Genomic DNA, 18,141 nt, shown 5'->3' with positions numbered 1-18,141 from the left:
CGAGCGTAGCGGCCGGACCGAGGGCGATCGCTGCCACGGACTCAGGGTCTCCCGAGCATGACGTGTCACCGTTCTGCTCGTGACCTCCGACACCCCGCGCAAGCGCCGCAAGGCCGTCATCTGGATCTCCGTCATCGCCGCCGTCGTCGTCCTCGGCGTCGTGGGCGCGGTGGTCTTCACGAACGTCTACACGAGCAACGAGAACGCGAAGGCCTCGGCCGCGCCGTCCGTCGCCGCCACCCGTGAGGCCTCCACCCTCGACGACACGGACCTGTCCGGCGAGTGGACGGTCGGCGGCGACTCCGAGGCCGGGTACCGCGTCCACGAGGTCCTGAACGGCTCCGACGTCACCGTCACCGGCCGCACCGACAGCGTCTCCGGCACCGCGACCGTCGACGGAACGAGCATCACCGCCGCCAAGATCGCGGTGCAGGTCGCCGACATCACCACCGACTCCGACCAGCGCGACGCCTACTTCCGCGACTCCGCGATGGACGCCGCGGCCTTCCCCGAGGCCACCTTCGAACTCACCGGACCGATCGCCGACGCGGTCCCGAGCGGCTCCGACACGACGACCGTGACGGCCCCGGGGAAGCTCACCCTGCACGGCGTCACGAAGGACGTCACCGCGAAGCTGCAGGTCGGCCTGAACGGCGACGGCGTCGACATCTCCGGCTCGGTCCCGATCACCTTCTCGGACTACGGCGTGCAGGCCCCGAGCCTGGGGTTCGTCAAGGTCGACGACGCGGGTTCCGTCGAGTTCCTGGTGCACGCGACCCCCGCGAGCTGACGTCCGCGACGCACGTCACGCCCGTGACGTGCCCGCCGACGGCCTGGAGCCGCACCCGCTGGCTGATGCGTGCGCATGTTGCGACCTTGCACCTGTCGAACCCGTGGTGTCCCGTCGGAACATGCGCACGAATCCATTGCGTGCGCATCCTTCGACAGAACACGCGTCGATCCCCTCGTGGATCGTCGGAAGGTGCACGCGCACCGACCGCTACCCGCGCGCGTCCCCGTCGACGACCAGGTCCCGCACGACCGCCGGCAGCTCGGCGATGAGCGTCGTCATCGGGAACGGTCCGCCGCCGGACGCCCGCCGCGCCGCGAGCCCGTGCACCACCGCGGCCGACGCAGCCAGGTGCGCGAGGTCCGACGGGGTGAGCGACGATCCGGCCGTCTCGACAGAGCCCTGCCGCGCGGCGACGAGCGCTCCGAGCACCCCGCCCAGCACGTCCCCGGCACCGGCCGCCGCGAGCCACGGCGTCGCCGAGGACGCCACGAGCCGCACCGACCCGTCCGGGGTGACCACGTGGGTCCGCTCCCCCTTGAGCAGCACGACGCTGCCGGTCTGCTCCGCCGCACGGAGCGCTGCGGCGGCCGGGTCCTGCTCGATCTCGGCGCGATCGGCTCCGAGGAACGAAGCGAGTTCACCGGCGTGCGGGGTGAGCACGGCGAGCGGCCCGAGGTCGACGAGCGGGATCGCCCCGGCGTCGACGACGACCGGGACGCCGTCGTCGGAGGCGTGCGAGAAGCCCGACGCCGTCGTCGCGTCCAGGTCACCGAGCGTCGGCGCCGAGATCCCGGAGCCGACGAGCCAGGCCTGCACGCGGCCGACGCCGGAGACGACCTCGGGGCGGCGGGTGAGCACGTGGTCGGTGGCGCGTGACGGTCCGACGTACCGGACCATGCCGACGCCGGTGTGCACGGCGGAGTCGACCCCCAGCACCGCGGCGCCGGGGTACTGGTCGGACCCGGTCGCGATGCCGAGGACCCCGCGGCGGTACTTGGTGGACTCCCCCGTCGGCGCGGTGACCCACGCGGCGGCATCGGACGGTCGGACGAGCACGAAGTCGTTCACCGGCCCCACGTTACGGTGGAGCACATGAGCCTGTTCCTGCCTGGTCGCGTGGTGGTCTTCGACTACGGCGAGGTGATCAGCCGGACGCCGCACGCCTCGCGGGACGCCCTCGTGGCCGCCACCGGGGTCCCGGCCGACGAGCTGTTCCCGGTGTACCAGGAGCTCCGGCACGACCTGGACCGCGGCGACCTGTCGGTCGTGGCGTACTGGCGTGCCATCGCGGAACGGACCGGACGGACCTGGAGCATCTCCGAGATCCACCGGTTCTGGGCGATCGACTTCACCGGGTGGTTCGAGGTCGAGCCGGAGACCCTCGAGATCGTCGAGGAGCTGCACGACGCCGGCACCCGTGTGGCCCTGCTGTCGAACGCGGGCTTCGACTTCGGAGACCCGTACCGCCGCTCCCCGATGGGCTCGCTCTTCGAGACCGTGGTGGTGAGCGCCGAGGAGCACGTCCTCAAGCCCGCGGCATCCATCTACCGCGACACCTGTGCGCGCTTGGGAATCGAGCCGGGTCAGATGGTGTTCGTGGACAACAGGGCCGAGAACGCCACCGGTGCGGAAGCGATCGGGGCGGTCGGCCACCACTACACGTCGCCGGCGTCACTGCGGTCGTTCCTGACGGAACTGGCCGAGGCGCCGGCACCCGTCCTCTGAGGAGCCCGCGTGACGCACGCCCTGTTCGACCCGATCACCGTCCGTGACCTGACCGTCCGCAACCGCATCTGGGTCTCCCCGATGTGCCAGTACTCGGTGGACCAACAGGACGGTGTCCCGACGCCGTGGCACCTCGTGCACCTGGGCGGGTTCGCCAAGGGTGGCGCCGGCGCGGTCGTGGTCGAGGCGACGGGCGTCGTGCCCGAGGGACGGATCACCCCGCAGGACCTCGGGCTGTGGAACGACCAGCAGCGCGACGCGTTCAAGCCGATCGTCGACTTCCTGCACGAGCAGGGGGCCGCGGCGGGCATCCAGCTCGCGCACGCCGGGCGCAAGGCGTCGACCTACCGCCCCTGGGACACCACGCACGGCACCGTCCCCGCCGACCAGGGCGGCTGGACCACGGTCGCGCCGTCGGCCGTGGCCTTCGACGGCTACGACGTCCCGCGCGAGCTCGCGGTCGAGGACATCCGCGTCGTCGCCCTCGCCTTCGCGCAGTCCGCCCGCCGCGCGGTGGAGGCCGGGTTCGACCTGGTCGAGATCCACGCGGCCCACGGCTACCTGCTGCACCAGTTCCTCTCGCCGCTGAGCAACCAGCGCACCGACCAGTACGGCGGCTCGCTCGAGAACCGTGCCCGCGCGCTGCTCGAGGTCGTCGACGCCGTGCGCGCCGAGGTCGGCGAGGGCTTCCCGATCGTCGTCCGGTTCTCGGCCACCGACTGGGTCGACGGCGGGCTCACGCTCGACGAGACCACCGTCGTCGCCCGCTGGGCCGCGGAGCACGGTGCCGACCTGGCCGACGTGTCGACCGGCGGCAACGTCGCGAGCGCGCCAATCCCGGTCGGCCCCGGCTACCAGGTGCCGCACGCGGCGGCGATCAAGCGCGACGCCGGCATCCCGACGATCGCCGTGGGCATGATCTCCGAGGCGTTCCAGGCCGAGCAGATCGTCGCGACCGGCCTGGCCGACGTCGTGATGATCGGTCGCGAGATGCTCCGCGACCCGTCGTTCGCGCTCCGTGCCGCCGTCGAACTCCGCGTGCCGGTCGACTACGAGCCGCAGCAGTACCACCGCGCGCGGATCACGGCCTAGGCGCGGTCGGTTCTGTACGGATTCACGGTTCAGCGACCGCGCAGGCAGTACGATTGGCAGCACTGTGGACGATCCCCCGAATAGTTCTTCGCCTCACTCATCCGCCGCTCACTCGGTGAGCTGCACGTCATCCCTGTGCGCGAACGGGGGTGAATCATGAGTCCGATCGACATCGTCATGCTGATCGGCGGCATCCTGCTGACCCTCGGCACGGGTGTCTTCGTCGCGTCCGAGTTCGCGCTGGTCAACCTCGACCGCGCCGACGTCGAAGCGCGGCGCGACCGCGGTGAAGCCGGCCTCGCACCGGTCATCGGCGCGCTGAAGGTCACCTCGACGCACCTGTCCAGCGCACAGCTCGGCATCACGCTGACCACGCTGCTGACCGGCTACCTGCTCGAACCCTCGATCGCGAAGCTGCTCGAGGCGCCGTTCCTGGCGATGAACCTGCCGGAGGGCATCGTCGAGACCGTCGGCTCGATCGTGGCGCTCGTCATCGCGACCCTGCTGTCGATGATCCTCGGCGAGCTCGTGCCGAAGAACTTCGCGCTCGCGCTGCCCCTGCAGACCGCCAGGCTCGTGGTGCCGCTGCAGATCGCGTTCACGACGGTCTTCAAGCCCGCCGTCGCACTGCTGAACGGCACCGCGAACGCCGTGCTCCGGTCGCTGGGCATCGAGCCGCAGGAGGAACTCTCCGGTGCCCGCAGCGCCGAGGAACTCACCTCGCTGCTGCGCCGCTCGGCGTCGGAGGGCTCGCTCGAACAGGACACCGCGACGCTCCTCGAGCGCACCATCTCGTTCTCCGAGCTGAGCGCCAGCGACGTGATGACACCGCGCCCAAGGCTCTCCACCATCCGCGTGTCCGAGTCCGCCGAGGACGTCATCGCCCTCGCCCGCAAGACCGGCTTCAGCCGCTTCCCCGTCATCGAGGAGGACGCGGACGACGTCGTCGGCATCGTGCACGTCAAGCAGGCCGTTGCCGTGCCGCGCGAGAAGCGTCCGGAGGTCCCCGTCGGGGCACTCATGACCGACGCCGAACGCGTGCCGGAGACCATGCCCGGCGACACCCTGCTCGCCGAGGTCCGCGGTCGCGGCTACCAGATGGTCATCGTCGTCGACGAGTACGGCGGCACCGCCGGGGTCGTCACGCTCGAGGACCTGATCGAGGAGATCGTCGGCGAGGTCTCCGACGAGCACGACCGCGCCCGCATCGACGTGGTGCGCTCCCGTGACTGGCTGACCTTCCCCGGTCTGCTGCGTCCCGACGAGCTCGAGGACCGCGCCGGCGTGAAGGTGCCCGAGGAGGGCCCGTACGAGACCGTCGGCGGGTTCGTCATGTCGACGCTGGGCCGCCTGCCCGTCGTCGGCGACGAGGTGCCCCTGGACGGCGGGGTGTTCCGGGTCGAGCGGCTGGACGGCCGTCGGATCGACCGCATCCGCTGGACCCCGACGCGCCCGTCGACCGACACGGCGGCGACCGCGATCATCATCCCGTCCACCAAGAGCACCCCGACCACCACGAAGGCCGCGGCCACCACGACGAAGGGCAGCACCCGATGAGCTCCGACTCGATGATGGGCGCAGCGGGATCTTCTGGCTGCAGGGAGGGACTGCGATGAGTTCCGATTGGTGGGGCATCTTCTGGCTCGTCGTCCTGTTGATGGGCAACGCGTACTTCGTCGCGGCGGAGTTCGCGGTCATCTCCGCACGCCGCTCGCAGATCGAGCCCCGCGCGGAGGAGGGCTCGAAGGCCGCGCAGATGACGCTCTGGGCGATGGAGCACGCCACCCGCATGCTCGCCACGACCCAGCTCGGCATCACGGTCTGCTCGCTGCTCATCCTGAACGTGTCCGAGCCGGCGATCCACCACCTGCTCGAGGTCCCGCTGCACCTGACGGGCTGGAGCGCCGAGGTGATCGGCACCGTGGCCTTCGTGTTCACGCTGCTGCTCGTCTCGTTCCTGCACGTGGTGTTCGGCGAGATGGTGCCGAAGAACATCTCGTTCTCGATGCCGGACCGCGCCGCGCTGCTGCTGGTCCCGACGCTCTGGTACATCGGTCACGGCCTGCACTGGGTCATCGTCGGCCTGAACGAGGTCGCGAACGCCGTGCTGCGGCTGTTCCGCGTCGAGCCCAAGGACGAAGCGGTGAGCGCCTTCACGGTGGAAGAGGTGCAGACCATCGTGGAGCAGTCCCGACGCGAGGGCACCCTGACCGACGACGGCAAGCTCGCCCTGGCGTTCGAGTTCACCGAGAAGAAGGTCCGTGACGTCGCCGTGCCGATGGCCGAGCTCGTCACGCTGCCCGACGACGCCACCCCGGCCGACGTCGAGCACGCCGTTGCACAGCGCGGGTTCTCCCGCTACGTGCTCGTCGGCGAGGACGGCTCCCCCACCGGCTACGTGCACGTGAAGGACGTCATCGACCTGCGGCCGGACGAGTTCGACGACCCGGTGCCGCCGAAGCGCATCCGCCAGCTCATCTCGCTGTACACCGAGATGGACCTCGAGGACGCGCTCGCGACCATGCGGGCCGCCGGGCGCCACGTGGCCCGCGCCTTCGACGCGGACGGCCGCACGATCGGCGTGCTGTTCCTCGAGGACATCCTCGAAGAACTGGTGGGCGAGGTCGAGGACGCGACCCGGCGCCGGTAGACGTACAGACAAGCGGACGGGAGGCGCGGTGCCAGCTTGCACCGCGCCTCCCGTCCGTCCGTGGTCGAGACCAGGGCGACGCGCGCCCCGGCCGCGCTACCAGCTGACGGGCAGGGGCTTGCCCTCCTCGTACCCGGCGGCGGACTGGATGCCGACCAGCGCGCGCTCGGAGAACTCGGCGAGTGACGACGCGCCCGCGTAGGTGGCGGAGCTGCGGACGCCCGTGGTGATCATGTCGAGCAGGTCCTCCACGCTCGGACGCTCCGGGTCGAGGTAGATCGTCGACGACGAGATCCCCTCGGCGAAGAGCGCCTTGCGGGCCCGCTCGTACGGGTCGAGCCGCTCGAACCGCTCGCGCACGGCCTTCGCCGAGGCCATGCCCCAGCTCTCCTTGTACGCCTTGCCCGCGGCGTCACGGCGCAGGACACCGGGGGCCTCGAGCGTGCCGGCGAACCACGAGCCGATCATGACGGCGGACGCGCCGGCTGCCAGCGCGAGGGCGACGTCGCGCGGGTAGCGCACCCCGCCGTCCGCCCAGACGTGCGCACCGAGCGAGCGGGCCGCCGCGGCGGTCTCGAGCACGGCGGAGAACTGCGGGCGACCGACGGCCGTCATCATGCGGGTGGTGCACATGGCGCCCGGTCCGACGCCGACCTTGATGATGTCCGCTCCGGCCCCGACCAGGTGCGCGACGGCGTCGGCGGTGACGACGTTGCCGGCCACGAGCGGGATGCCGAGCTGCAGCGACGCGACCGTGCGGAGTGCGCGGAGCATGCCGTCCTGGTGGCCGTGCGCGGTGTCGAGGACCAGGACGTCCACGCCCGCGGCGGCCAGCGCCTTGGCCTTGGCGGCGACGTCGCCGTTGATGCCGAGTGCGGCGGCGACCCGGAGCCGGCCGGAACCGTCGACGGCGGGCGTGTAGATGTCGGAGCGGATCGCGCTCGTCTGGCTCGTGGTCCCGACGACCCGGCCGTGCCGCATCACCGGCGCGAAGTCGACCTCGGCGGCCGAGAGCACGTCGTACACGTGGCGGGGTGTGCCGGCGTCCTCGGCGTCGATCGCGGTCGAGGCGCCGTGCAGCAGGTCACCGACGACGGCGTCGGGGCCGGCGGTGCCGAGGCGGGTCGCGGGCACGCAGCCGAGGTACTCGCCGTCGGCGTCGCGGACGACCACACCACGGCCGGCCACCGGCAGGAGCTGCTCGAGGGCCTCGGCGACGGTGGTCTGCGCACCCATGTCGTAGGCGGTGTCGAAGTCGACCGGCTGGTCCTTCACCCAGCGGATCGCGGCGTCGAGGTCCTGCAGGTGCATGTCCTGCGGCAGCACGCCCAGACCACCGCGGCGGGCCAGGGTGGCGGCGAGCCGGGGGCCGGTGACGGAGTTCATGTTGGCGCTGACGATCGGGATCGTGGCACCGCTGCCGTCGTTCGCCGCGAGGTCGACGTCGAAGCGGCTCGTCACGCCGGAACGGCTCGGGACGAGGAAGACGTCGGAGTAGGTCAGGTCGTGCGTCGGCCGCGTCTCGTAGAACCTCATGCGCTCCACTGTACGGCTCCCGTCAGGGCCCCGACCGGGCGCTCGGGGGCTGCCGACTCGCGCCGCGGCTGACACGGAACGGACATGTCGGAGCGGCTAGGCTTGGCACCTGTGCGGCGCAGGGTTGCTCCGCACGACACACACGAGCATCTATCGACGGAGAGTGGGCGATCGGCTGTGTCGAGCCATCTGACCGGAACGGACGAGACCGCGGGCGAATTCGGGGCGAACGAGTGGCTCGTCGACGAGCTCTACGAGCAGTTCGTCGCGAACAAGGAGTCGGTCGACAAGTCCTGGTGGCCGGTCCTCGAGAGCTACCACCGCACGCAGGTCGGTGACGCGCCGGCTCCCGCAACTCCGACGGGGTCCCCCGCCCAGCAGGTCCCGACCCAGCAGCAGCAGTCGTCAACGCAGCAGCCCGCCACCGGCGACACCCCGGGCGAGGCGAAGTCGGGCCCGATCCAGGCGAAGACCACCTCGCGTCAGCCGGCACCGCAGCCGATCCCGGCCGAGGCGAACGACGCCGCCGACGACCACGAGGAGACCCACGAGGACGTGGCGACCCCGCTCCGGGGCATGGCGAAGACGCTGGCGTCGAACATGGACGCCTCGCTGACCGTCCCGACCGCCACGAGCGTCCGGACGATCCCGGCGAAGCTGATGATCGACAACCGGATCGTCATCAACAACCACCTGCGACGTGCCCGCGGCGGCAAGATCTCCTTCACGCACCTGATCGGGTGGGCGATGGTGCAGGCGCTCAAGGACTTCCCGAGCCAGAACGTCTACTACGAGGAGCGCGACGGCAAGCCGTTCGTCGTCGCCCCGGCGCACGTGAACCTCGGCATCGCGATCGACGTCCCGAAGAAGGACGGCACCCGCTCGCTCCTGGTGCCGAGCATCAAGCGCGCGGAGACCCTCACGTTCGGCCAGTTCCTCTCCGCCTACGAGGACCTCGTCAAGCGTGCTCGTGACAACAAGCTCACCCCGGCGGACTTCCAGGGCACGACGATCTCGCTCACCAACCCGGGTGGCATCGGCACCGTGCACTCGGTCCCCCGTCTGACGAAGGGGCAGGGCTCGATCATCGGCGCCGGCGCCCTCGAGTACCCGGCGCAGTTCCAGGGCTCGGCGTCGAAGACCCTGGTCGAGCTCGGCATCGGCAAGACCATCACCCTGACGAGCACCTACGACCACCGCGTCATCCAGGGCGCCGGTTCGGGTGAGTACCTCAAGCACGTGCACGAGCGCCTCATCGGCGAGCACGGCTTCTACGACGGCATCTTCGCCGCGCTCCGGATCCCCTACAAGCCGATCCAGTGGGCGAACGACATCAACGTCGACCTGGCGCACCGGGTGAACAAGACCGCGCGCGTGCAGGAGCTCATCAACAGCTTCCGCGTCCGTGGGCACCTGATGGCCGACATCGACCCGCTCGAGTACCGCCAGCGCACGCACCCCGACCTCGAGATCGAGAGCCACGGGCTGACCTTCTGGGACCTCGACCGCGAGTTCGTCACCGGCGGGCTCGCCGGCACCACCTCGGCACCGCTGCGCGACGTCCTCGGGATCCTGCGCGACGCCTACTGCCGCACGGTCGGCATCGAGTACATGCACATCCAGGACCCGGAACAGCGTCGCTGGGTGCAGGAACGCATCGAGGTGCCGTACTCGAAGCCCTCGAAGGAAGAACAGCTCCGCGTCCTCGGCAAGCTCAACGAGGCCGAGGCGTTCGAGACCTTCCTGCAGACCAAGTACGTCGGCCAGAAGCGCTTCTCACTCGAGGGCGGCGAGTCCACCATCGCCTTCCTCGACACCCTGATCCAGCACGCCGCCGGAGCCGGGCTGGCCGAGGTCGCGATCGGCATGGCCCACCGCGGCCGCCTGAACGTGCTGACGAACATCGCCGGCAAGACCTACGGGCAGATCTTCCGTGAGTTCGAGGGGTCCTCGCTGCCGGGCACGGTGTCCGGTCAGGGCTCCGGCGACGTGAAGTACCACGTCGGCACCGAGGGCGTGTTCCGCACGTCCGACGGCTCGAGCATCCCGGTGACGATCGCCGCGAACCCGTCCCACCTCGAAGCCGTCGACGGCGTACTCGAGGGCATCGTCCGCGCCAAGCAGGACCGCGAGGCACCCGGCAGCTTCGGCGTGCTCCCCGTGCTCGTGCACGGCGACGCAGCGATGGCCGGTCAGGGTGTGGTCGTCGAGACGCTGCAGATGTCGCAGCTCCGCGGCTACCGCACCGGCGGCACGGTCCACCTCGTCATCAACAACCAGGTCGGGTTCACCACCCCGCCCGAGTCGGCGCGCAGCTCGGTGTACTCCACCGACGTCGCGAAGACGATCCAGGCACCGATCTTCCACGTGAACGGCGACGACCCCGAGGCCGTCGCCCGCGTCGCCGAACTCGCCTTCGCCTACCGCGAGGAGTTCCACCGCGACGTCGTGATCGACCTGATCTGCTACCGCCGTCGTGGGCACAACGAGGGCGACGACCCCTCGATGACGCAGCCGCTGATGTACAACCTCATCGAGGCGAAGCGCTCCGTCCGCACGCTGTACACCGAGGCCCTCGTCGGCCGCGGTGACATCACGCAAGAGGAGTACGACGAGGCGCACCGCGACTTCCAGGACCGCCTGGAACGCGCCTTCGCCGAGACGCACGAGGCACAGACCGGCACCATCCCGGTCATCGAGGTCGACGACGACGGTGCGGTGCAGGGGCTCGAACGCCCGGCCGCGCAGCGCGACGACTCCGAAGTCGAGGTGCACGAGACCGCCGTGTCGGAAGAGCTCGTCCGGGCGATCGGTGACGCGCACAGCAACCCGCCCGCCGGGTTCTCCATCCACCCGAAGCTGCAGCAGCTGCTCACCAAGCGCACCGAGATGACGCGCAACGGCGGCATCGACTGGGCGATGGCCGAGCTCATGGCGATCGGGTCGATCCTGGTCGAGGGCAAGCCCGTCCGCCTCGCCGGACAGGACGCCCGACGCGGCACGTTCGTCCAGCGCCAGTCGGTGTTCCACGACCGGGTGAACGGCCAGGAATGGCTGCCGCTGTCGAACCTCACCGAGGACCAGGCCCGGTTCTACGTGTACGACTCGCTGCTGAGCGAGTACGCGGCGATGGCGTTCGAGTACGGCTACTCGGTGGAGCGCCCCGAGTCCCTCGTGCTCTGGGAGGCACAGTTCGGCGACTTCGCGAACGGCGCCCAGATCGTCATCGACGAGTTCATCTCGTCCGCCGAGCAGAAGTGGGGACAGCGCTCCGGCCTCGTCCTGCTGCTGCCGCACGGGTACGAGGGCCAGGGGCCGGACCACTCGTCGGCACGCATCGAGCGCTACCTGCAGCTGTGCGCCGAGGACAACATGATCGTCGCGCGCCCGTCGACCCCGGCGTCGTACTTCCACCTGCTCCGCCGACAGGCCTGGGCCCGTCCGCAGAAGCCGCTCGTCGTGTTCTCGCCGAAGGCGATGCTCCGGCTCCGCCAGGCGACGAGCGCGGTCGAGGACTTCACGACCGGAACGTTCGAGCCCGTGCTGGACGATGCGCGGATCACCGACAAGAGCGCCGTGCGCCGCGTCGTGCTGCACTCCGGCAAGGTGCACCACGACCTGCGTGCCGAGGTCGACAAGCGCGGCATCACCGACGTCGCACTCGTCCGCCTCGAGCAGCTCGCCCCGCTCCCCCTCGACCGCATCCTCGAGGTCCTGGCGGGCTACCCGGACGCCGACGTCGTGTGGGCGCAGGAGGAGCCGGAGAACCAGGGCGCCTGGCCGTTCGTCTGCATGAACCTGTCGCCGCACCTGGGCGGTCGCCCGTTGTCCGTGGCGGCCCGAGCAGCGAGTGCCGCACCGGCCACGGGTTCCTCGAAGCGCTCCGCGCAAGAGGCCGCCGACGTCATCAACACGGCGTTGAGCGCGTCGGCCTAGCCACGAGGAAGCGCCCCGTGCAGGAGTCCGAGGGACTCCCGCACGGGGCGCTTCGACGTTCGCGAGGGAAGCGGCGGCGCTACGCGATCTTCGTGTAGCGGACCCCGGCGTCGTGGTACCCGCGCTTCTGGTAGAACCGGTGCGCGCTGTCCGTCGCCGCCGCGCTGACGGCGCTGAGGCGACGCGCGCCCTGCTCGACCGCCCATGCCTCGAACGTGCCGATGAGCGCGGAACCGGTGCCGAGCCTCCTGGCCGCGTCGTCGACGACCAGCAGCAGCAGCTGGGCCGTCGGCTCATCGCTCGCGTACGCCCAGGTGACCTGGGCACCGGCGACGGCGACCACGCGACCGTCGTCACCCCGCACCACCCAGGTCCGGTGGCCGGCTTCGGGTGTGAGTCGAGCGAGGCGCGCACGCATCGACGCATCGTCGACGTCGTGACCGAGCAGACGGACGAGGGCGGCGACGTCGGCGACGTCCGTGTCGGACCAGGTGGAGGTCGACTCGACGGAGAGGGTCATGTCGGCCAACCTACCCGTGCGTTCGGTCGTGTTGCGACGGGGTTCCGTTGCAACTGATATTCATATACCCTGTTTGCATATCACCCGCCGGGTGATCCCGACCGACAGGACAGCCATGCACATCACCTCCCGCCACGGCCGCACCGCAGCCTGGATCGCGTTCCCGCTCGCCGTCGTCGCCAGCGGCGCACTCATCGCCACGGCCTCGTACGCCGCCTTCTCGAGCAGCACCGACAACGCCGCGAACAGCTGGCGCACCGGTGCCGTCTCGCTCACCGACGACGACCAGGGCGTCGCGATGTTCGACGTCGACGACCTGGTGCCCGGGTCCGTCGGCTCCAACTGCATCACCGTCACGGCGAACACCACGAACGCCTCGACCGTGAAGCTCTTCACCGCCGACCAGGCCGACGACGACGCACTCGCCGAACACGTCGGGCTGACCGTCGAACGTGGCAGCCTCGCCACCGCCGGAGACTGCAGCACCTTCACCACGGGGACGACCGTGCACGACGGCACCCTCGCCGGCCTGATGGAACTCGAGTCGTTCGGCACCGGGGTCGATGCGTGGCAGCCCACCACGGGGACGACGAGCACGACCTACCGCTTCAGCTACGACCTCGACGCGGACGCGCCGAACACCGTGCAGTCCTCCGAGTCGGGCACCACCTTCGTGTGGGAAGCGCAGAGCGACTGACCTCGTCCACCCGACCGACCCGACCGAACCGAGGAGCAGCCGATGTCCACCGCCACCCACCGACACGTCCGGTGCACCGGCGACGTACCACGGCTGCTCCTCGCGGTCGCGTCGCGCACGGTCCTGTGGTCCGTGCTGCTGCTCGCCGTCTGGGCCGCCCTGCCGGCAACCCTCGGCTGGCACGTCACGACGGTGGTCTCGGATTCGATGGCCCCGGGCATCCGGACCGGTGACGTCGTCGCCGCCATGCCCGCCGGTCCCGATGCCGTCAATCCCGGTCGCGTGCTGCTCGTCGACGACCCCGATCACGCCGAGCGGCTCCGGCTCCACCGGCTGGAGCGCATCGAGCAGGACGGCCGCCTGCGGCTCCGGGGTGACGCGAACCCGACCGCGGACCGGACGGCGGTCATGCCCGAGGCCGTCCTCGGCGTCGGCGTGCTGCGCTTCCCCGGCATCGGGCTCCCGACCGTGTGGGCACGGCAGCAGTCCTGGGTGCCGATCGGCATCGCCGTCGTGGCGGCGCTCGCGCTCGTGCGGGCGGCACGGGCCGATCGCGACATCACCGCCGGCCGACCCTGTCGACGGTGTGGGACGCCGCGTTGGGACCTCGGCACGGCAGCCCTGACGCCCGGCACCGGAGCACCCGTGTCCGGAGCAGGGGGTACCGGCGCTCCGGACGTCGCGGCGAGCCTTTCGCTGTCCGTCGTCGCCGCGGTCACCGTCCTGACCATCGCACTCGCCGCCGGCTCTGCAGGGGCGGGGTTCAGCGGCACCACGGCGACCGCCACGACCCTCGGCACCGGTACGTTCCCGTGCTTCCACGAACCCGCTCCCGCCGGCAGCCAGCTGGCGTGGGACTTCGCCGAGAAACAGGGCGACATCGTGCGGGACAGCAGCGGACACGGCGCGGACGGACGCTTCGTCGGCGACGCGTCACGTGTCGACGGAAGCTGCGCGGCGAACCCGTGGAGCACCTACCCGGGCGCGGGCACCGACGACTACGCCGTCACCGACCGGCCCACCACCGGACCGCAGGTCTTCTCACTCGAGGTGTGGTTCCGGTCCGCCGACCCCGCGGGCGGCCGCGTGTTCGGCTTCACGTCCGACACCGCCCCCGCATCGACCTACCGCGACCGGCACCTGTACATCGACTCCGGCGGCGGCCTGCGCTTCGGCGTGCAGGGCGCCGGCAACCTCTTCAACTTCACGGTCGGCGGCGGTGACGTCGCGGACGGCGAGTGGCACCACGCCGTGGCGACGTTCGAGTCACGATCGATGACCCTCTACGTCGACGGCCAGCGCAAGGAGCGACGAACCGATGCCGTCGCCGCTCGGCAGTACGACGGACACTGGCGCACCGGCCGCGGAACCCTGGTCGGCTGGCCGGACTCGGGGAACTTCGGGTTCACGGGCGACATCGACTCGGCAACCGTCTACGACCGTGTCCTCGACGCCGAGACCGTCGCAACCCGGTTCGCCGCCGGCCGGTGACACCGGTCAGTGCGTGGCCTGGGTCAGTGCGTGGCCTGCTCAACCCGGATGCGCGCGAGGATCTCGCTGCGCAGCTGGTCGGGAGCAGTCTCCTTGCAGGCACGGCGGACCGTCTCCATGAGCACGACGCCGACGCGGTGCTCGGTCTGGCAGTCCTCGCAGCCGTCCATGTGCTCGCGGATGTCCGCGGCGTCCTCGTGGCGGAGCTCGTCGTGCAGGAACTCCTCGAGCTCGGCCTTCGCCTTCGAGCAGTCGCAGCCGCTCATCGTGCGTCCTTCCGTCCGGTGCGACCCGTGGCCGCGGTTGCCTTCGTCGTCTGTGCCGCGCCTCGTCCCCGTCCACGCATCGTCGCCGTCGACGCTGCGTCCGGGACGATGCCGGTCTCACGGGCGTGGTCCGCCAGGAGCCCACGGAGGAGCCGGCGGCCACGGTGGAGGCGGCTCATGACCGTCCCCACGGGGGTCTTCATGATGTCGGCGATCTCCTGGTACGAGAAGCCTTCGACATCGGCGAAGTACACGGCCATCCGGAAGTCCTCCGGGATGGCCTGCAGTGCGTCCTTCACGGCGGAGGACGGCAGGTGGTCGATCGCGTCGGCCTCGGCGGACCGGGCGGAGATCGACTGGGTGACGCTCTCCGCGCCGCCGAGCTGCCAGTCCTCGAGCTCGTCGATGGTGCCCTGGTACGGGTTCCGCTGGTTCTTGCGGTACGTGTTGATGAACGTGTTCGTGAGGATCCGGTACAGCCAGGCCTTCAGGTTCGTGCCCTGCTTGAACTGGCGGAACGCGGCGAAGGCCTTGACGAACGTCTCCTGCACCAGGTCCGACGCGTCGGCCGGGTTGCGGGTCATCCGCATGGCCGCACCGTAGAGCTGGTCCATGAAGGGCAGGGCCTGGTCCTCGAACAGGGACCGCAGCTCCGCCTCGGAGACGGTCTTCGCGTCCACCGGCTCGTCTGCGGCGTCGTCGAGGGCTTCGTGCTCCTCTTCGACGGCGTCGAGCTGCACCTCGGTCTCGTCGACCAGGTGGTGCGGAGCTGCCTGCGGTTCGTCGGTCGTCATCGCCGCCAAGTCTAGGCCGAGCGTGCCGAGCGTCGTCGGCACCGCGGTCAGCACGGTTGCCGTGCCGGTCCGCTCTCGTGCGAGTGTTGCTGTCGCCACTGATCCTCCCGGTGCGTTCAGTACCCTGGTGAACCGATGGCAGACACGACGCATTCCCACAGCGGGGCCCAGCCCGCCGACCCCTGGATCGCCCCGGTCGCAGGGGGTCCGCTTCGCGGTGACGTCGCGCTGCCCGGGTCGAAGTCGCTGACGAACCGGGAGCTCGTGCTCGCGGCCCTCGCGGACGGCCCCTCGACGATCCGGCTCCCGCTGCACTCCCGTGACTCGGCGCTGATGATCGCGGGGCTCCGTGCGCTCGGCGTCGGCATCGAGGAGCTCGAGCCGGCGGCCGGCACCGCCCCGAACCCCTACGGTCCGGACCTCCGGATCACGCCCGCCCCGATGCACGGCGACGTCCGCCTGGACTGCGGGCTGGCCGGCACCGTGATGCGCTTCCTGCCGCCGCTCGCCGCCCTGGCCGTCGGGCCCGTCACGGTCGACGGCGACCCCTACGCCCGCAAGCGGCCGATGCACGCCATCGTGCAGGGACTCGTGGACCTCGGTGTCGACGTCACGGACGACGGCGGCGGGTCGATGCCGTTCTCGTTCACCGGCACCGGCTCGGTCCGCGGTGGGGCCCTGACGATCGACGCGTCGGCGTCCTCGCAGTTCGTCTCCGGGCTGCTGCTGTCGGCGCCCCGCTTCGACGAGGGCCTGCACCTCACCCACGTCGGAGAACGACTGCCGAGCATGCCGCACATCGAGATGACCGTCGCAGCGCTCCGTGCCCGCGGCGTGCGGGTCGAGGAGCCCTCGGTCGGCGAGTGGGTCGTGCACCCCGGCCCGATCGGCGCGCGTGACGTCGTGATCGAGCCCGACCTGTCGAACGCGGCGCCGTTCGCGGTCGCCGCGCTCGTCGCCGGCGGCACGGTGCGCATCCGCACCTGGCCGACCGAGACGACGCAGGTCGGCGCCGACCTCGAGACGCTCCTGCCCCTGTGGGGGGCGCGCGTGGCCCGTGACGGTGACGACCTGGTCGTCGACGGCGGCGTCGGGATCCGGGGTGGGGCCTCCTTGCCGGGTCTCGAACTCGACCTGAGCCGCGGCGGCGAACTCGCCCCGGCGCTCGTCGCGCTGGCCGCGCTGGCGGACGGCCCGAGCGAGATCACCGGCATCGGTCACCTGCGGGGGCACGAGACGGACCGCCTGGCCGCGCTGGCGGCGGACCTCAACCGGTCTGGAGGCGCGGTGCACGAACTCGACGACGGCCTGCGGATCGAGCCGGCGCCGCTCCACGGCAGCGCCTGGGGCGCGTACGACGACCACCGGATGGCGACCGCGGGGGCGATCGTGGGCCTCGTCGTCGACGGCGTCGCCGTCGACGACATCGGGTCGACCGCGAAGACGCTGCCGCAGTTCCCGGAGCTGTGGGCCGCGCTCGTGGCGTCCTCGGTGACCGCTGCACCGGTGAGTGGGGACTGACGCATGAGCTGGTGGGACGACGCCGACGGTGACGACTCCGACGCGGACGAGCCGTACGGGCAGTACGACGAGTCGAGCGTCCGGGTGCGCCCGAACCCGAAGGGCAACCGACCGCGCACGAAGACCCGTCCGACGTACGACGACGCCCCCGTCGGGTGGGTGACGAACGTCGACCGCGGGCGGTTCGGCGTGCTGATCGACGACCACGTCATCACCGCGACGAAGGCCCGCGAGCTCGGCAAGAAGTCCGTCGTCACGGGCGACCACGTGTCACTCGTCGGGGACGTCTCGGGCGACCCCGGCTCGCTCGCGCGCATCGTGAAGGTCGCCGAGCGCACCACACTGCTGCGACGGAGTGCCGACGACTCCGACGAGGTCGAGCGCGTCATCGTGGCGAACGCCGACCAGATGCTCATCGTGGTGGCCGCGGCCGACCCCGAGCCGCGCACCCGCCTGATCGACCGGTACCTGGTGGCCGCGTTCGACGCCGGCCTCGACCCGATCCTCTGCATCACGAAGACCGACCTCGCCGACCCGGCTGCGTTCCTGGCGCACTTCGCGTGCCTGGATCTGCGGATCGTGACGAGCCGATCGGACGACGTCCCGTTCGAGGCGCTGCACGAGCTGCTCGACGACAAGGTGACCGTGACCGTCGGGCACTCCGGCGTCGGCAAGTCGACGCTGGTGAACGCCCTGACCGGCTCGACGCGGGCGATCGGGGTCGTGAACTCCGTGACCGGTCGGGGGCGGCACACGTCGTCGTCGTCGATCGCGCTGCAGGTCCGTGACGGCGGGTGGATCATCGACACGCCGGGTGTGCGGTCGTTCGGCCTGGGGCACGTCGACCCCGCGAACGTCTTCCGGGCGTTCGCCTCGCACGCCGTGCCGGTGCGGCCCGCGCGGGACGGCATCCCGCTGGCGCAGGCGCACGACTGGGAGATCGTCGACCGGGTGCAGGACGGGGAGCTCGGGCCGACCGGCGTCGAGCGGCTCGACTCGTTCCGGGCGCTGCTGACCGGCATGGGCGCGTCCGACCCCGGTTCCGAGTAACGCGCCGGGCGGTGCCGGTCGGCGGGTCGGCGGCTGGTCACAACACCCCGCGGTGTGTGCGCCGAGCGGT

At 71.0% G+C, this 18,141-nt stretch carries 15 protein-coding genes; 10 read left to right on the top strand and 5 right to left on the bottom strand.

The annotated features are described in order from the left end of the window. Positions 1-79: 79 nt before the first annotated feature. Positions 80-790 (top strand): YceI family protein, encoded by a 711-nt coding sequence (locus DEI98_RS10420; protein WP_111100690.1) that lies wholly within the window; start codon positions 80-82, stop codon positions 788-790. Between the two features lie 210 nt (positions 791-1,000). Here DEI98_RS10420 and DEI98_RS10415 read toward each other — a convergent pair whose 3' ends face one another. Beyond that, the gene (locus tag DEI98_RS10415; protein WP_111094602.1) at positions 1,001-1,861 is read right to left on the bottom strand and encodes an ADP/ATP-dependent (S)-NAD(P)H-hydrate dehydratase; all 861 of its coding nucleotides are present in this window, start codon (positions 1,859-1,861) and stop codon (positions 1,001-1,003) included. 24 nt (positions 1,862-1,885) lie between these two features. Between DEI98_RS10415 and DEI98_RS10410 the strand changes: the two genes are divergently transcribed. The 4 genes from DEI98_RS10410 (at position 1,886) to DEI98_RS10395 (ending at position 6,260) form a co-directional block, all read left to right on the top strand. Beyond that, positions 1,886-2,518 (top strand): HAD family phosphatase, encoded by a 633-nt coding sequence (locus tag DEI98_RS10410; RefSeq protein WP_146243491.1) that lies wholly within the window; start codon positions 1,886-1,888, stop codon positions 2,516-2,518. A 9-nt stretch (positions 2,519-2,527) separates the two neighbouring features. Continuing rightward, complete coding sequence (locus DEI98_RS10405; RefSeq protein ID WP_027465830.1) at positions 2,528-3,610, top strand: NADH:flavin oxidoreductase/NADH oxidase; 1,083 nt, start codon at positions 2,528-2,530, stop codon at positions 3,608-3,610. Between the two features lie 156 nt (positions 3,611-3,766). Next, positions 3,767-5,167, top strand: coding sequence for a hemolysin family protein (locus DEI98_RS10400; protein WP_111087819.1), 1,401 nt, complete (start codon positions 3,767-3,769; stop codon positions 5,165-5,167). 55 nt (positions 5,168-5,222) lie between these two features. Next, complete coding sequence (locus DEI98_RS10395) at positions 5,223-6,260, top strand: hemolysin family protein (RefSeq protein ID WP_027465832.1); 1,038 nt, start codon at positions 5,223-5,225, stop codon at positions 6,258-6,260. 96 nt (positions 6,261-6,356) lie between these two features. Here DEI98_RS10395 and DEI98_RS10390 read toward each other — a convergent pair whose 3' ends face one another. Continuing rightward, a complete protein-coding gene (locus DEI98_RS10390) occupies positions 6,357-7,796 on the bottom strand; it encodes a GuaB1 family IMP dehydrogenase-related protein (RefSeq protein ID WP_111100688.1) in 1,440 nt (479 codons plus the stop codon). Positions 7,797-7,973: 177 nt separating this feature from the next. Here DEI98_RS10390 and DEI98_RS10385 point away from each other — a divergent pair, with 177 nt between their 5' ends. Next, positions 7,974-11,732, top strand: coding sequence for a multifunctional oxoglutarate decarboxylase/oxoglutarate dehydrogenase thiamine pyrophosphate-binding subunit/dihydrolipoyllysine-residue succinyltransferase subunit (locus tag DEI98_RS10385; protein ID WP_181438010.1), 3,759 nt, complete (start codon positions 7,974-7,976; stop codon positions 11,730-11,732). Between the two features lie 79 nt (positions 11,733-11,811). On the opposite strand, the gene DEI98_RS10380 is transcribed toward DEI98_RS10385, so the two are convergent. Then, positions 11,812-12,252 (bottom strand): GNAT family N-acetyltransferase, encoded by a 441-nt coding sequence (locus DEI98_RS10380; RefSeq protein ID WP_111100687.1) that lies wholly within the window; start codon positions 12,250-12,252, stop codon positions 11,812-11,814. Positions 12,253-12,367: 115 nt separating this feature from the next. Between DEI98_RS10380 and DEI98_RS10375 the strand changes: the two genes are divergently transcribed. Next, positions 12,368-12,949 carry a hypothetical protein gene (locus tag DEI98_RS10375; protein ID WP_111100686.1) on the top strand — a complete coding sequence of 194 codons (582 nt, stop codon included), beginning with the start codon at positions 12,368-12,370 and terminating at the stop codon, positions 12,947-12,949. Positions 12,950-12,991: 42 nt separating this feature from the next. Next, complete coding sequence (locus DEI98_RS10370; protein ID WP_111100685.1) at positions 12,992-14,440, top strand: LamG-like jellyroll fold domain-containing protein; 1,449 nt, start codon at positions 12,992-12,994, stop codon at positions 14,438-14,440. 23 nt (positions 14,441-14,463) lie between these two features. On the opposite strand, the gene DEI98_RS10365 is transcribed toward DEI98_RS10370, so the two are convergent. Next, complete coding sequence (locus DEI98_RS10365) at positions 14,464-14,706, bottom strand: zf-HC2 domain-containing protein (RefSeq protein ID WP_027465838.1); 243 nt, start codon at positions 14,704-14,706, stop codon at positions 14,464-14,466. Further along, positions 14,703-15,554, bottom strand: a complete 852-nt coding sequence (locus tag DEI98_RS10360) for a sigma-70 family RNA polymerase sigma factor (protein WP_111024012.1) — start codon at positions 15,552-15,554, stop codon at positions 14,703-14,705. The genes DEI98_RS10365 and DEI98_RS10360 overlap by 4 nt, the downstream gene beginning before the upstream one ends. Positions 15,555-15,635: 81 nt before the next feature. Between DEI98_RS10360 and aroA the strand changes: the two genes are divergently transcribed. Both aroA and rsgA read left to right on the top strand, forming a co-directional pair. Then, complete coding sequence (gene aroA / locus DEI98_RS10355; RefSeq protein WP_111100684.1) at positions 15,636-17,021, top strand: 3-phosphoshikimate 1-carboxyvinyltransferase; 1,386 nt, start codon at positions 15,636-15,638, stop codon at positions 17,019-17,021. Positions 17,022-17,024: 3 nt separating this feature from the next. Beyond that, entirely contained in the window at positions 17,025-18,071 is a 1,047-nt protein-coding gene (gene rsgA / locus DEI98_RS10350) for a ribosome small subunit-dependent GTPase A (RefSeq protein ID WP_111033366.1), read from the top strand. The last annotated feature ends 70 nt before the right edge of the window (positions 18,072-18,141 follow it).

It is taken from the genome of Curtobacterium sp. MCLR17_034 (genome assembly GCF_003234485.1).
GTDB lineage: Bacteria > Actinomycetota > Actinomycetes > Actinomycetales > Microbacteriaceae > Curtobacterium > Curtobacterium flaccumfaciens.
Note: the sequence above shows the minus strand (reverse complement) of the source record. Positions and strands in the feature narration are given on the sequence as shown.